Origin of the sequence: Shewanella nanhaiensis (assembly GCF_019457885.1) — a bacterium.
Classification (GTDB): domain Bacteria; phylum Pseudomonadota; class Gammaproteobacteria; order Enterobacterales; family Shewanellaceae; genus Shewanella; species Shewanella nanhaiensis.
This window is the reverse complement of the sequence record NZ_JAHZST010000008.1, coordinates 153,721-169,506: the sequence shown is the minus strand read 5'-3', so window position 1 is coordinate 169,506 and position 15,786 is coordinate 153,721. Positions and strand designations below refer to the sequence as shown.

Sequence of the window (15,786 nt, the reverse complement as noted above, 5' to 3'; positions counted from 1 at the left end):
AGCGATAAATCTGCGAAAAAGAGCGCACATTTTAAGAACCGAGTCTGGCAATGAACCGGCACAAACAGATATTAACTTCGATCTTCACCGCAAGTAGCTGCATCTTATCCCCCTTTAGCACCTTTGCTGACACTCAAGGCTGTGAGCAAGATAGCTGCGATGAGCATATTGTCGTCACTGGTGAGCTGATGCGTGAGCCCGCGAAGGTGTTTACCGACCCTAAGAAACCAAGATTGCCTCTGCCCGCCTATGATGGCGCTGGCTTTCTTAAAACCATTCCCGGTTTTAGCATAGGTCGCAAAGGCGGCGCAGGTGGCGACCCCTCTCTGAGGGGATTGGGCGGTTCGCGACTTAGTATCGTCGATGATGGCCAACATGTTTACGGCACCTGCGGCGGACGCATGGATCCCCCTACCGCGTACATCTATCCAGAGGCCTATGACAATATTACCGTGATCAAAGGGCCGCAGACGGTGAAATATGGCCCAGTTGGCTCAACAGGAACCGTTCTGTTTGAAAAAGATCGCCACAGTTTTAGCGAACAAGATATGGAGGGGCGTGCCAGTATCACAGGGGGAAGCGCCGACAGAAGGGACTACTTAGTTGAGCTAAAAGCCGGCGATGAGAAGCACTACTTAGATCTCGATATAAACCAGTCGAGCAGCGACCATTACCAAGATGGCAGTGGCAACAGCGTTCAATCCAGCTACGACAGAAATAACTACAACCTAGCACTAGGGTGGACGCCAACAGATAGCAGCGTTATCGAACTGGCTTACGGCCAGTCTAGCGGTGAAGCCGAGTATGCCGACAGAGCCAACAAAGCCCGCGAGATCAGCAATGAGAACCTCACCCTTCTGGCTCAATTCGAATTTGACCATGAGTTGATTAACGGTCTCGAGTTTCAGGCGTACACCAATGAGAACGATCATATTATGGATCAGTTTGACCAAGGGGTGAACGCTGGCAGCAATGTTCGCCGAAGCACTTATGGTGGTCATCTGTGGCTAGATCTCACCTTAGGTGACAACTGGCAGGCAACTGCTGGGGTTGACTATATGTCTAGCGCTCACGAGGGGCGCGCCATCACTGCTGATGTTGACTTTGGGCTCGATGACCTACTCTCAAAACCTTTTAACGATAATATGCGCTATGAGAATAGTGGCCTGTTTATCGAGGCAAGTCTTGATATGGGAGCAGGAACCTTGTTATCGGGCCTTAGATTCGATCATTGGCAAACCGAGCTTTTTGTTGCCCAACAAGGCAAGCGCACCGACGAACTCTACAGCGGATTTTTACGTTACGAACTCCTAAGCGGCAATAGCCAGTATTACCTAGGAGCTGGCCATGCACAGAGGATCCCAGATTATTGGGAGATAATGAAATCCAGCTCAGAAAACTATGCTGCAAATAAGACAGAAAAAGCCTTTAATCTAGAGCCAGAGAAAACGACTCAGATGGATATCGGCTGGATATACCAAGCTGATATTGAGCTTTCAAGCTCGCTCTTTTACGGCCAAATAGATGACTATATTCTTATCGATGCCAATACTAAGAGCGCGTCCGCATACAATATCGACGCCACGGTTTGGGGTGGTGAGTTCGGCATCAGTTACCCCTTCAGCGATAACCTCTCAGCGCAAACGACTCTAAGCTATAGCCGAGGCCAGAATGATAGCCAAGATGTTCCACTGGGGCAGATCCCACCATTAGAGGGGCGACTCTCGCTGGATTACCAAGATGGCAACTGGACCGCAGGATTACTGTGGCGCGTGGTCGCCGCTCAAGACAGAGTGAGTATCGGACAGGGTAATATCTCAGGGCAAGACTTAGGAGAGAGCAGTGGCTTTGGCACCTTGGCGGTTAATGGCACCTGGAAACATGGCGATGCCATCTTGGTTAGCCTAGGTATTGAGAACCTTTTCGATATCACCTACGCCGAGCATATTAGTCGCTCTGGTGCAGGCAATGATGTACCGGGCAGCGAGCCTATGTTTCAGGTTCATGAGCCAGGCCGCACTGCTTGGGTGAAACTTGATTACACTTTTTAAGCTAACATACTGCCAGATACAGGCAACGAGTCTATGTAATCAAAGCCACATGAGCCAGGTCGAACCGCTTGGGTAAAGTTAGACTACACTTTTTAACGCCTACTTAAATCAACTCACTGCTAAACATGGCAGCGAGTCTATGTAATCAAAACCACATGAGCCAGCTCGAACCGCTTGGGTGAAACTTGATTACACTTTTTAAGCTAACAGACTGCCAGATACAGGCAACGAGTCTATGTAATCAAAGCCACATGAGCCAGCTCGAACCGCTTGGGTAAAGTTAGACTACACTTTTTAACGCCTACTTAAATCAACTCACTGCTAAACATGGCAGCGAGTCTATGTAATCAAAACCACATGAACCAGCTCGAACCGCTTGGGTAAAGTTAGACTACACTTTTTAACGCCTACTTAAATCAACTCACTGAACTCGTTGAAGCAATACACTAGCTGTATTGCTTCAATACCATCTCAACCACTGTTTTCTTTATCGCTACCACCTCCTCATCTGAGGGAAATGCAGCCCCTTGCAGCAACTGAGGCCAAAAACAGAAGGCCTTAATCACCCCAACAAATTGCGTCACTATGATCTCATGGCTTTGACCCTTAAGCGCTCCAGCTTCTAAAGCGGCTTGAAACCAAGTGTTCAGCGGTGTTTCCTGTTTATTAAATTCATCCATTGCACCTTGGATCAGCTCTGGGGAGTGTACGGCTTCGGCGATAATCACTCTGGCCATATCCATAAATGCCTGAGACTTTAACTGCTCAATCTCTATGTCCACCAGCTTTTCTAGCTGAACCTCAAGAGCAACATCATCTGAGAAGGCAAAATGCTCAAATGCACACAAGAGTGCCATCATCTCCAAAATGATTGCACTAAACAGTGCTTCTTTGCTTGAAAAGTGATTATAAACCGTACGCTTAGACACCTCAGCACGCTTGGCCACATCATCCATACTGGTCGCTTTAAACCCTTTAGTCTGAAACTCAGACATGGCAGCACAGATGATTGCACTACGTTTCAGCTCAGAACGTGATATTTTTTTATCCATTATTTCAGTCTCTTACTTTTCATAACAACAATAGCACACCATTATTTTACACTGACCAGTTTACTTTTGCATCAATTTAAGTAAACTACACCGTATAGTTTACTTTATTTAACTAAATAGATGGACAGATAATGAAATCACTCATTGCTATCACCCTAACGTTAATTTTCGGAGGCGCCATGCTAACCATGACCACATCTTCAATTGAGCCAAGTATTACTAACGCAAAAGGTGCACACCACAGTGGCAAGGGGGGTTACATCAACACCGCAGCTGACTTCACTGAAGAGACTGCAATTTTGCCGCTGTTAATGCGTTACGCCACAGAGAAGCGAATCGATGCCAAGCCTGAGCAAATGCAACCAATTGTGGAGCTCACCAGTAAACTGTTAATGGAGCTACCCAGCGACGAAGATAGGGTGATCCGTCTGGGTCACTCGAGTATTTTTATGCAGCTTGATGGAAAGAGATGGCTTATCGATCCGGTATTTAGTGATCGCGCCTCTCCCTTTAGCTTTATTGGCCCTAAGCGTTTTCACCCAACGCCTATCTCACTTGAAGATCTGCCTGAGATAGATGGCGTACTGATCAGCCACGATCACTATGATCATTTAGATAAGGCGACCATAAAGCACTTAGCCTCTACATCGACCCAATTTATCGTGCCTTTGGGAGTCGATAAACACCTATTGAGATGGGGCGTAGCGGCAAACAAGGTTCAGTCTCTGGATTGGTGGGAGTCCTTTAATCTGGGTAGCACTAAGATCACAGCGACACCGACTCAACACTTTTCCGGTCGTGGCATATTCGATAAAAATGAGACGCTGTGGGCCTCATACGTGATTGAGTCGCAGCAGAACAAGATCTATTTTAGTGGCGACTCAGGCTACTTTGCAGGCTTTAAGGAGATTGGCGATCGTTTTGGCCCCTTCACTTTGACCATGGTTGAAACTGGCGCCTACGATACCGATTGGCCAACCATACATATGACGCCGGAGCAGAGCCTTCAAGCCCATATCGACCTAAGAGGGGAGACCATGATGCCAATTCATAATGGCACATTCGACCTCGCCTTTCACTCTTGGTATGAACCATTAGAGCGCATCGTTAAGCTCGCTAATGACGCGGATGTAAAGCTGGCAACACCTATGATGGGGCAAGGCTTAACACTAAAAAACAGCAACCAGCTAAGCGCTACAGAGTATTGGTGGAGAACAGAGACCCAAAGGGAGATGGCACTGGCATTGTAGGCCTAATTACTGATTGGTATTAATTAAGTATAAAAAAAGCCCCATTGGACTGCACCAATGGGGCTTTCATTTATCAATAAAATTAGTTCAACACATCTTCCAGTGCTTTAAGACACAGAGCCACGTTTTCGCGGCGAGCACCGAAGCCCATTAGACCGATACGCCATGCTTTGCCTGCTAGGGCACCAAGACCTGCACCTATCTCAAGGTTATAGTTTTGCAGCAGTTGGTTACGTACTGCGGCGTCATCGACGCCTTCAGGAATATATACCGCATTAAGCTGTGGCAGGCGTGAAGCCTCATCAACCACAAACTTGAGCCCTAGCCCCTCTAGACCTTGGCGCAGTACTTGATGCATATCGGCGTGACGTTGCCATGCCGATTCTAACCCTTCATTGGCCAGCAGACGCAAAGATTCGTGAAGTGCATAAAGTGCGTTAACGGGAGCCGTATGATGGTAGCTACGCTTACCACCAGCAGCCGCATTGCCACTCCAATACCCCATCACTAAGGTTTGGTCTAGAAACCAGCTCTGAACTGGAGTTTTACGCGCTTTAATCTTCTCTACCGCCGCAGGTGAAAACGACACAGGCGATAAGCCAGGCACACAAGATAGACACTTCTGACTACCCGCGTAGATGGCATCTATTCCCCACTCATCGACGCGCAACTCGACGCCACCGACTGAGGTCACAGCATCAACAATCGACAGGCAATCATGCTGTTTGGCAAGCGCACATAAACGTTTTGCATCTGAAAGCGCTCCCGTTGAGGTCTCTGCATGGACAAAGGCGAGGAACCTAGCATCTGGGTTAGCCTTGAGTGCAGCCTCAACATCGCTAACCGATACTGGCTCGCCCCACTCATTATCGACCATCACAGCTGTCGCACCAACGCGTTCAACGTTCTGACGCATACGCTCGCCAAATACACCATTACGGCAGACAATCACTTTTTCGCCCGCTTCAACTAAGTTAACAAAGCAAGTTTCCATACCCGCAGAGCCTGGGGCAGAGACGGCTAAGGTCATCTCATTTTTAGTCTGAAAGGCATATTGAATTAGGGATTTAAGCTCATCCATCATGGCCACAAACAGTGGATCCAGATGACCTATGGTAGGCCGCGCTTGAGCAGCAAGCACCTCTGGGTACACATCTGAAGGACCAGGGCCCATCAAGGTTCTACGTGGGGGATTAAATGCGTCGATTTTCGGTGCTACTAACATCTTACTTCCTCAATAAAGCCTTCTCTTACAGAAAAAGGGTTAACTATTTGATAAGTAAACGAGACTAAAGACTCGATACCATTCCCTACGTATTAAATTGCTACTGCTAGCGACTCATTATGGTTTTTATCGCAGTGCCTTTAGACATCTTATTAATTCTCAATATTGACCACAACTGGACTTAAGACTAACTAAGCCTTCGACAGTGGATCTTTCAAACTAGCGTTTGAAATTTAAGATAACATAAAAAAGGACGCGATTGCGTCCCTTACTACTAACTTTTCTAATCCCTGTTATCGAGGAAGAGTTTATAGGCGGGACTCTGGGTCTCCTCCTGATAAACAAACCCAAGCTCAGTTAGAAACTGTTGAAACCCTAAACTGTCAGACTCTGGTACTTCAAAGCCCGCGAGCACTCGACCATAGGCTGCGCCATGATTTCGATAGTGGAACAAACTAATATTCCACTTGCTCTGCAGGGTAGTCAAAAACTTAAACAGGGCGCCGGGATGCTCAGGAAACTCGAAGCTAAACAGACGCTCCTCTAACGCTTCTGGTGGATGTCCACCCACCATGTAGCGCACATGCAGTTTGGCTGTTTCATCATGGGAGAGGTCTTGCACCTCAAAGCCATCGCTCTCAAGTCGAGCGACGATCTCATCGAGCTCCTCTTGCCCTTGGGAGAGACGGATCCCGGCAAAAACCACCGCTTTGTCTCGGCTACTAAAACGGTAGTTAAACTCTGTCATGACCCGCTTTTCGAGTAACTCACAAAAACGCAGAAAGATACCGGGACGCTCAGGAACTTTAACCGCTAGAATCGCCTCCTTCTTCTCGCCCAATTCGCAGCGCTCAGATACATAACGTAGGCTATGGAAGTTAACATTGGCGCCACTTAAAATCGCCGCCACCTTCTCACCTTTGCCTTCACTGCCCATATATTTTTTCAGGCCAGCTAACGCCAGAGCACCCGCTGGTTCAGCAATAGCGCGAGTATCCTCAAAAATATCTTTCACCGATGCACAGATCTCATCTGAGGTGACTGTCACGACACTGTCGACATACTCACGGGCTAACCTAAAGGGCTCTGCGCCAATCTGCTTCACCGCCACACCGTCAGCAAACAGACCCACTTGTGGCAGTACCACTCGCTCGTCGGCCTCAAGGGCGGCTTTTAAGCAGGCTGAATCTTCCGGCTCAACACCGATAATCTTCACCTGTGGCATCACGGCTTTGTAATAGGCTGCAATACCCGCAATCAAGCCACCGCCGCCCACAGGAACAAACACCACCTCAAGGTCGCGCTGCTGTTGCAGCATCTCTTGCGCAACGGTGCCTTGCCCTGCAATGACAGCCTCATCATCAAAGGGCGCCACATACACGCGCCCCTCAGTTTTAGCCAAATTCTGTGCATAGGCGTTCGCTTGATCAAACGCTTGCCCATGCAGTACCACTTCACCACCGAGGCGGCGCACGGCATCGACCTTGATATCTGGCGTCGTTTCCGGCATCACAATCACAGCACTAATGCCACGAGCGGCAGCTGACATAGCGACCCCTTGAGCATGGTTCCCTGCCGAAGCGCAGACCACACCGCACTCGCACTCCTGTGCTGTCAGCTCTGACATCTTGTTGTAGGCGCCGCGCAGCTTGAATGAATGCACAGGTTGCATATCTTCACGCTTAAGAAATACCTGACAACCTAGACGCGCCGAGAGTTTATTCAGGCTCGACAGCGGGGTCACTTTAGCAACGTCATACACAGAGGAGAGCAAGGTCTTCTGCAGATAGTAATGAGCTAAATCCAGCTTAGATTTTGAGGCTAATGCCAACATATCAATCCTCCAGCTTACTGACATCTCGCACCGCGCCTTTGTCGGCACTGGTTGCCAGTAGCGCATAGGCTTTAAGAGCCAATGAGACCTCTCTAACACGATCAACTGGCTTCCATGCTTGCTTACCACGAGACTCCATGGCAGTGCGGCGCGCAGCCAGCTCAACATCACTAATGGCTAACTTGATTGAACGAGCTGGAATATCTATCTCAATTCTATCGCCTGTCTCAACTAACCCGATAGTGCCACCTGCTGCCGCTTCTGGCGACACATGGCCGATAGAGAGGCCTGAGGTACCACCGGAGAAACGACCATCAGTGATAAGCGCGCAAGCTTTACCTAAACCGCGAGACTTAAGGTAGCTGGTGGGGTACAACATCTCCTGCATACCTGGACCGCCTTTTGGCCCTTCGTAGCGAATAACCACTACATCGCCAGCGACGACTTCACCGCCAAGGATCCCAGCAACAGCATCATCTTGGCTCTCATACACTCGCGCCGAGCCGATAAAGGTGTGGTTATCCTCCTCGACACCTGCGGTCTTAACGATACAACCATCGAGAGCGATATTGCCGGAAAGCACCGCAAGGCCACCCTCTTGGCTAAAAGCGAACCCACGCTTACGAATACAGCCAGCTTCACGGTCATCATCGACGCTGTCCCAGCGGCAATCTTGGCTAAAGGCTTTGGTGGTAGGAATACCGGCAGGGCCTGCGGAGAAGAACTTACGCACGGCTTCATCTTGGCTCTGGGCGATATCCCACTTAGCTAACACCTCTTTGAGGCTATTGCCCGCAACGTGGTAAGCATCGTTGTGAATTAACCCTGCTCTGTCTAACTCACCTAAAATCCCCATCACACCACCAGCACGGTGGACATCTTCCATATGATACTTAGGCGTCGACGGCGCCACTTTACATAGATGAGGCACCTTGCGAGAGAGTCTGTCAATATCATCCATAGTGAAATCGACTTTAGCTTCTTGAGCACCAGCAAGTAGGTGCAGTACCGTGTTGCTTGACCCACCCATGGCGATATCTAAGGTCATGGCATTTTCAAAGGCATTAAAGTTAGCGATATTGCGAGGCAGCGCCGACTCATCGTCATGCTGATAGTAACGGGTTGCCAGATCCATAATGCGGCGACCCGCTTCTAAAAATAGTTCACGGCGATCGGCGTGGGTCGCAAGCATTGAGCCATTGCCCGGCAGTGACAGACCTAAGGCTTCTGTTAAACAGTTCATTGAGTTGGCGGTAAACATGCCAGAACATGAACCACAGGTAGGGCAAGCACTGCGCTCGATCTTCTCGCTATCCTCATCGGATACGCGTTCATCAGCCCCAGCCACCATGGCATCAACTAAATCTAGCTTGATGATATCCCCTGATAGCTTGGTTTTACCCGCTTCCATCGGGCCACCAGAGACAAAAATAACTGGAATATTGAGGCGCAGCGCGGCCATCATCATGCCAGGGGTTATTTTGTCGCAGTTAGAGATACACACTAACGCATCGGCGCAGTGAGCATTGACCATATACTCAACACTGTCGGCGATCAGCTCACGAGAGGGCAAACTATAGAGCATGCCGCCGTGGCCCATGGCAATACCATCATCGACGGCAATCGTGTTGAACTCTTTTGCAATACCGCCCGCCTCTTCGATAGCACCAGCCACCAATGAGCCCATATCTTTTAGGTGAACATGGCCCGGCACAAATTGAGTGAAAGAGTTTGAAATCGCAATAATCGGCTTACCGAAATCACTGTCTTTAACCCCAGTTGCACGCCATAAAGCGCGGGCTCCAGCCATGTTACGACCTTGAGTACTGGTAGCTGAACGTAGTTTTGGCATTGCGATTTTCCTTTTAATCAGGTTCTAGGTTCTAGGTTCTAGGTTCTAGCATCAAACTACCTAGCTGTGACCTTCAATTTTAATTCTATGTACTAAGATATCGATCTCAGCTTCTATGTTTCGTCTTAATTTTTCTGGCGTATGTAGGTCGGTATTTATGCCGACAAGCCTTATAACAGACCCTTGATTGACGGGCTAAAGCCCGACCTACCAAACAATAATTTTAATCAACAATTTTTCATATTTACGTCTAGGGATGCGGGTGTTTCACTAACACTTAACGAAATCTTTGTCTCAGCTTTCGCTTTCCTAGGACCTTTCTTAGCTTTTCCTAGAACCTCGGGCCTGCTTCTCCGATCTTTCCGTCAGTGAGCTTGCGAACGTTCCGCTAGCCGTCAGCAAAGTGTTCGTCTTTACTCAATTCCTAGCTTCTAGGACCTTCTTTTAAAGCACTTCCAACCAGCCCCATTTATCTTCGGTGGTGCCATCAAATAGGCCAAAGAAGCTCTGCTGGATCTGCTTGGTAATGGCGCCTCGCTTACCTTCACCGACTTCGATGCGGTCGACACTGCGTACAGGGACGATTTCAGCGGCGGTGCCGGTCATAAATATCTCATCGGCAAGATAGAGAAACTCCCGCGACATCGCCTCTTCCACCACTTCATAACCTAAGTCACGGGCAAGCACCATGATTGAGTCGCGAGTCAGGCCCATTAAAATAGCAGCTGTGGCAGGCGGTGTGTAAATTTTCCCTTTCTTTACAACAAATAAGTTGGCACCAGCACCTTCACTAACGAGGCCATTTACATCGAGTGCTATCCCCTCATCGAAACCATTACGCTTAGCTTCGGTGGAGATCTGAATTGAGGAGAGGTAGTTACCACCCGCTTTGGCGCCAGTTGGAATGGTATTGGGCGCTAAACGGTTCCACGAAGTGACGGCGACATCGACACCGGCTTCCATGCTGTCTTCCCCTAGGTAGGCTCCCCATGGGAAAGCCGCCACCATCACATCGCATACCGCATCTTTCGGCGGTGTGATCCCCATTCCCACATCACCATAAAACGCCAACGGACGGATATAAGCACTTTTTAAATCGTTCTTCTTTACTATGTCTGTGCATGACTGCATCAGTTCATCGAAGCTGTAGGGGATAGGCATGCGATAGATTTTAGCTGAGTCATATAAGCGCTCAACGTGAGGGGTAAGACGAAAACCTGCAGGGCCAAGATGAGTATCGTAGACACGGATCCCTTCGAAAACAGAGGAACCATAGTGTAAACCGTGGGACATCACATGCACCTTGGCATCTCCCCAAGGCATGATCTCACCATTAAACCATATATACTCAGCTCTCTTCGCGGTCATATCTTTTCCTCAATCTCTTATCTGTTACTGCTGGGGGATGACACTCTTTATTTAATTTCTATGTTAATTTGATCTTATTGACTTTTGGCGGCTAACTAACGAGCCTCTCAGGCACTCGGTGTTCGCTTGCATTACAGCTAAGTACATCGACAAGCTTATCCAACTGCTTGGTAAGCAGCTCAATGGCACGCTCACTCTCAACTGTCATATCTAAATCTGCCACTTTTTCGCTCTCAAGACTCATATTCATCTTGGTGACTTTAAAGCCACGATGGCGGACAACTCTCAACACCCGCTCCAACACCTCTGGACGCTGTTCTAAGGTTAAATTTACGGTATGTTTCATCTCAGTATCTCCATCATGCAGCTCTTAAATAGGGTCATATCTCGGCCTAACATCTTATTAAGTCGACTTGTCCATCTCTTCCATCATATCTCTGTTACACGCCCCTGGCGGTACGAGAGGCCAGACGTTATGCGCATCATCAATCCGTACATGTAGCAGATAGGGTCCATCGCAATTGACTAAATGTTCCAGTGCCGCTTCCACCTCATCACTTGTGGTGATGGTTCGCCCCGGAATATCAAACGCCGATGACATAGTGACAAAGTCTGGATTGTCAGAAAGGTCTGTCTCGCTGTATCTCTCCTCAAAAAATAGCTGCTGCCACTGTTTGACCATGCCGAGCTTTTGATTGTCGATAAGTAAGATTTTAACCGCCAGCTTACGACGCTTGATGGTGGTCAGCTCCTGTACATTCATCATAAAGGAGCCATCGCCAGACACTGCGACAACAGTAGCATCGGGGCGAGAAACTTTAGCACCAATAGCGGCTGGCAAACCAAAACCCATGGTGCCTAAACCGGCGCTCGACAGGTGATCTTCTGGTTTACGAAACCACATATGCTGCGCCACCCACATCTGGTGCTGACCCACATCACAACAAACAACACTGTCATCGGGAAGTTTATCAGCCAAACGATTCAACATGGCAGGGGCGAAGATAAGCTCACCGGGCCTGTCATAGTTCCATTGATGTTCCACTTTTAAACTGGCGATCTCCTCTTGCCACGGCGTTATATCGAGGGGAGTGGCAAGAGCAGGCAGGATCTGACGCAGATCGCCATCAATGGCTACCTCAGGTAATCTAAGTTTTCCTAGCTCTGCGGCATCGATATCGAGATGGATCACCTTGGCATGCTCTGCAAAGGTAGCTAATCGCCCAGTTACTCGGTCATCAAACCTTGCACCAACCACGATTAATAGATCGCACTCCTGCACAGCGATATTCGCCGCCTTTGAACCGTGCATCCCCAACATCCCCAGATAGCCAGGAGTGTCATGAGCAATGGAGCCTAATCCCTTTAATGTTGCAACGGAGGGGACACCAGTGACTTTTATGAATTTCCGCAATGGTTCTACGGCACTTGCCATACCGACACCACCACCGACATAGAGCATCGGCTTTTTAGCCTGAGTCAGCAGCGTGGCTGCATCATCTAGCTTAACGGTATCGAGTTCGGGCTCCTCAACACGATCTTGAAGCGGTGTCTTATATTCCAGCATACCTATCTGGATATCTTTAGGGATATCAACTAATACAGGGCCAGGGCGACCAGAAGCTGCTATCTCAAACGCCTTGTAAAGCGTTGGCACTAGCTCGTCCATCTCGGTGACCATAAAGCTGTGCTTAGTACAAGACAGTGACATACCTAAAACATCGATCTCTTGAAAAGCGTCTGTGCCGATAACCGCAGTAGAGACTTGGCCTGTGATAGCAACAACGGGGACGGAATCGAGTAATGCATCGGCGAGAGAGGTAACTAAATTGGTGGCTCCAGGACCTGAGGTGGCAAAGCAAACTCCGGTTTTTCCGCTGGCTCTGGCGTATCCCAGCGCAGCAAAAGCCGCGCCTTGCTCATGGCGACTGAGCAGATGTTCAACGGGGGCACCATAGAGTGCATCATAGATCGGCATAATTGCCCCGCCTGGGTAACCAAAAATATTTGTCACACCATGAGCGGTTAATACTTTGATCACGGCATCGGCGCCGCGCATCATTTGACCCTGTTTATTCTGCCCTTGTTCCATCTGCATCTCTCACTATTTTCTGAACCCATCTCACTAAGTTCTATATTTGTAGGGTAAAGCTTTATTTTCTGTAAGCCTTAAACGAAAAACCCCCCGGTCCTTTCGGAGCGGGGGGTTGGTTGCAATCTTTTCCTAAATTAGGTTTGTCGATATGCCATGCCTTGCCCCCGCTGTGATTTAATAATCACGACGGTAATAATCTCAATAATGAGTAGGGCGGCTTGGTTAAACATAGTTGAGCAGTTTCCTAATTAGTTTGCTTAAATTCGATATCTTCTAACGAAGAGTTATTAATCAATAACACAAAGCCAATAAAAAACACAACAAAAACCTTTTTACCCTGAGTGAATAAATGCCCAGATGGATAACAATTTTTAGCATTTTCAACCAAAAGTAATACCCTGACCTCTTTATAAAATTATCTTTTACTTCAATGACTAACTTTATTTATCTTTGTGTATTTTTATTATCAGGCCCAATTAAATATTGGGCCTGTATCTTTTCGAAATAGATTACTTCTCTTCGACGATACGCTGCATCGCTGTCATGTAACCGCGAAGCTCGGCACCGATTTTCTCAACGCCAGTTCCACGAATCGCAGCGTTAACCTCAATTAAACGCTGATTATCGACACCATTGCTGCTATCACTTAGTCCGCGTCCAAGGAGCTCAGGAGACATGTTTTGCACATACTCACGCAGCATAGGCACGGCAGCATGGTTAAACAGGTAACAGCCATATTCAGCCGTGTCAGAGATAACAACATTCATCTCATAAAGGCGCTTACGTGCAATCGTGTTCGCGATAAGCGGAGTTTCGTGTAGTGACTCATAGTAAGCTGACTCTTCGATAATACCCGCCGAAACCATAGTATCGAACGCAAGCTCAACACCGGCTTTAATCATAGCGACAAGGAAGATACCTTTATCAAAATAGGTCTGCTCATCGATGCTCTCATCGCTTTGAGGCGCATTTTCAAAGGCTGTTTCACCCGTCTCTTTGCGCCACTTAAGCAAGTTAGCATCATCATTTGCCCAATCAACCATCATGGTTTTAGAGAACTCACCACCTATGATGTCATCCATGTGCTTTTCAAATAGTGGAGCAAGAATACCTTTAAGCTCTTCGGCCATCTCGAACGCTTTAATTTTTGCTGGATTAGAGAGGCGATCCATCATGTTGGTAATACCACCATGTTTTAGCGCTTCTGTGGTGGTCTCCCAACCTTGTTGAATCAATTTAGCCGCATAACCAGGCTCTACACCGTCGGCAACCATCTTCTCATAACCAAGGATGGCACCGGTTTGTAGCATGCCACAAAGAATGGTTTGCTCACCCATTAAGTCTGACTTCACTTCGGCAATAAATGATGAGTGAAGCACACCTGCACGGTCACCACCAGTGGCGCTTGCGTAGGCCTTAGCGATATCGAAACCTTGCCCTTTAGGATCATTCTCTGGGTGAACGGCAATCAAGGTTGGTACACCAAATCCACGCTTATACTCTTCGCGAACCTCAGTACCTGGACACTTAGGTGCAACCATGATCACTGTAATATCTTCACGAACCTGCATCCCCTCCTCTACGATATTAAAACCATGAGAGTATGAAAGCGTCGAGCCTTGCTTCATCAGAGGCATCACGCGAGTTACGGCATCTGTGTGTTGCTTATCGGGTGTTAGGTTAAGTACAAGGTCGGCTTCAGGGATCAACTCTTCAATCGTACCAACACGGAAACCATTACCTGTCGCTTTTTGGTATGAAGCACGCTTCTCTTCAATCGCTTCAGCGCGCAGTGCATAGGCGATGTTCAGACCCGAATCACGCATATTAAGACCTTGATTCAAGCCCTGTGCACCACAACCTAAGATGACAATGTTCCAACCCTTAATGAAGTCACAACCTTCACTAAATTCACTGCGATCCATAAAGCGGCACTGAGCCAGTTGTTCCAGTTGTTGACGCAAATTCAGAGAGTTAAAATAGTTAGCCATCTGATGTACCACCTTTCGATTCGAATTTAGGGGAGTTGCTCAAACCCACTTGCTTGAGCAGTGATTGAATTCACTATAGCGCATGCTTTTAATTGCTTAAAATGATATATTTGGAACGCTGTATTGCAATTATTGCAATATGGATGATTCGTTTCATTGAGTAAGGTAGCCCTGCGCTGTGGATATAAAAACCATCAAACTCTATCTGCACCTTTCTGAAAGCCTGCACTTCTCACGCACAGCTCAGGCGATGCACGTCAGCCCTTCGACACTCAGCCGCGCCATGCAGAGGCTAGAAGATGAGGTGGGTGCCAAGCTATTTCAGCGGGATAACCGCAGTGTTGCCCTTACCAGTGCAGGCGTTGAGTACCGACACTTTGCCGAGCAGACACTCGATCACTGGAGCAAACTCAAAACAAAAATAGACCCTAAGCAAGATCTGCTTAGGGGCAGGCTTAACCTCTATTGCTCGGTGACTGCTGCCTATAGTCACCTACCGGGTCTACTGGACAGCTTTAGACGAGAACATCCCTTAGTGGAGATAGCCCTCACCACAGGTGATGCGGCGAATGCCGTGAATGAAGTGAAAAATAATCGCGCCGATGTTGCGATTGCGGCCCTGCCAGACCCCTTTCCCGATAGCCTGCACTTCGTCAAGATAGACGACGTTCCTCTAGTCATTATCGCCCCCACCTATCGGTGTCAGGTTCAGGAGTTACTTAGCGAATCTTATATTCCTTGGGATCGCCTGCCCTTTATTGTGCCGGAACATGGACCGGGTAGACGCAGAGTCGATAACTGGTTTAAACAACTAGGCCTTAGCCCAAACATCTATGCTCAAGTTTCGGGTCAGGAGGCGATCGCCTCCATGGTCGCGCTAGGATGTGGCGTCAGTATCACGCCAGATGTCGTGATCAATAACAGCCCAGTTCGAGACCGTATACAAATCATCCCCTCACCCATAGAGATCCCTCCGTTCGAGCTCGGTTGCTGCTGCAAAACCAAGAGCCAGAAGGATCCTATCATCTCCGCTTTTTTGAAAGTTTTATAGAGGAAAGTAGGTCTAAA

At 48.2% G+C, this 15,786-nt stretch carries 12 protein-coding genes; 3 read left to right on the top strand and 9 right to left on the bottom strand.

Going from position 1 to position 15,786, the window contains the following annotated elements; genetic code table 11:
- The first annotated feature begins 50 nt into the window (after positions 1-50).
- Positions 51-2,051, top strand: coding sequence for a TonB-dependent copper receptor (locus K0625_RS13000; protein ID WP_220110087.1), 2,001 nt, complete (start codon positions 51-53; stop codon positions 2,049-2,051).
- Between the two features lie 446 nt (positions 2,052-2,497).
- On the opposite strand, the gene K0625_RS12995 is transcribed toward K0625_RS13000, so the two are convergent.
- Positions 2,498-3,103 (bottom strand): TetR/AcrR family transcriptional regulator, encoded by a 606-nt coding sequence (locus tag K0625_RS12995; RefSeq protein WP_220110086.1) that lies wholly within the window; start codon positions 3,101-3,103, stop codon positions 2,498-2,500.
- Positions 3,104-3,234: 131 nt separating this feature from the next.
- On the opposite strand from K0625_RS12995, the gene K0625_RS12990 reads away from it, so the two are divergent.
- On the top strand, positions 3,235-4,353 hold the full coding sequence (locus K0625_RS12990; RefSeq protein WP_220110085.1) for an MBL fold metallo-hydrolase: 1,119 nt from the start codon (positions 3,235-3,237) through the stop codon (positions 4,351-4,353).
- A gap of 82 nt (positions 4,354-4,435) precedes the next feature.
- On the opposite strand, the gene K0625_RS12985 is transcribed toward K0625_RS12990, so the two are convergent.
- The 8 genes from K0625_RS12985 to ilvC all read right to left on the bottom strand — a co-directional run bounded on the left by K0625_RS12985 (position 4,436) and on the right by ilvC (position 14,718).
- The gene (locus tag K0625_RS12985; RefSeq protein ID WP_220110084.1) at positions 4,436-5,578 is read right to left on the bottom strand and encodes a pyridoxal-phosphate-dependent aminotransferase family protein; all 1,143 of its coding nucleotides are present in this window, start codon (positions 5,576-5,578) and stop codon (positions 4,436-4,438) included.
- A gap of 283 nt (positions 5,579-5,861) precedes the next feature.
- Positions 5,862-7,412, bottom strand: a complete 1,551-nt coding sequence (gene ilvA, locus K0625_RS12980; RefSeq protein WP_220110119.1) for a threonine ammonia-lyase, biosynthetic — start codon at positions 7,410-7,412, stop codon at positions 5,862-5,864.
- A 1-nt stretch (position 7,413) separates the two neighbouring features.
- Positions 7,414-9,264, bottom strand: coding sequence for a dihydroxy-acid dehydratase (gene ilvD / locus K0625_RS12975; protein ID WP_220110083.1), 1,851 nt, complete (start codon positions 9,262-9,264; stop codon positions 7,414-7,416).
- 444 nt (positions 9,265-9,708) lie between these two features.
- Entirely contained in the window at positions 9,709-10,632 is a 924-nt protein-coding gene (locus K0625_RS12970) for a branched-chain amino acid transaminase (protein ID WP_220110082.1), read from the bottom strand.
- A gap of 91 nt (positions 10,633-10,723) precedes the next feature.
- Positions 10,724-10,978: an acetolactate synthase 2 small subunit gene (gene ilvM / locus K0625_RS12965; RefSeq protein WP_012323090.1), complete on the bottom strand. Its 255-nt coding sequence runs from the start codon at positions 10,976-10,978 to the stop codon at positions 10,724-10,726.
- Between the two features lie 57 nt (positions 10,979-11,035).
- A complete protein-coding gene (ilvG, locus tag K0625_RS12960; RefSeq protein WP_220110118.1) occupies positions 11,036-12,691 on the bottom strand; it encodes an acetolactate synthase 2 catalytic subunit in 1,656 nt (551 codons plus the stop codon).
- A gap of 170 nt (positions 12,692-12,861) precedes the next feature.
- Complete coding sequence (locus K0625_RS12955) at positions 12,862-12,957, bottom strand: hypothetical protein (protein ID WP_041417466.1); 96 nt, start codon at positions 12,955-12,957, stop codon at positions 12,862-12,864.
- A 279-nt stretch (positions 12,958-13,236) separates the two neighbouring features.
- Complete coding sequence (gene ilvC / locus K0625_RS12950) at positions 13,237-14,718, bottom strand: ketol-acid reductoisomerase (RefSeq protein ID WP_220110081.1); 1,482 nt, start codon at positions 14,716-14,718, stop codon at positions 13,237-13,239.
- Positions 14,719-14,896: 178 nt separating this feature from the next.
- On the opposite strand from ilvC, the gene ilvY reads away from it, so the two are divergent.
- The gene (gene ilvY, locus K0625_RS12945) at positions 14,897-15,769 is read left to right on the top strand and encodes an HTH-type transcriptional activator IlvY (RefSeq protein WP_220110080.1); all 873 of its coding nucleotides are present in this window, start codon (positions 14,897-14,899) and stop codon (positions 15,767-15,769) included.
- Positions 15,770-15,786 lie beyond the last annotated feature (17 nt).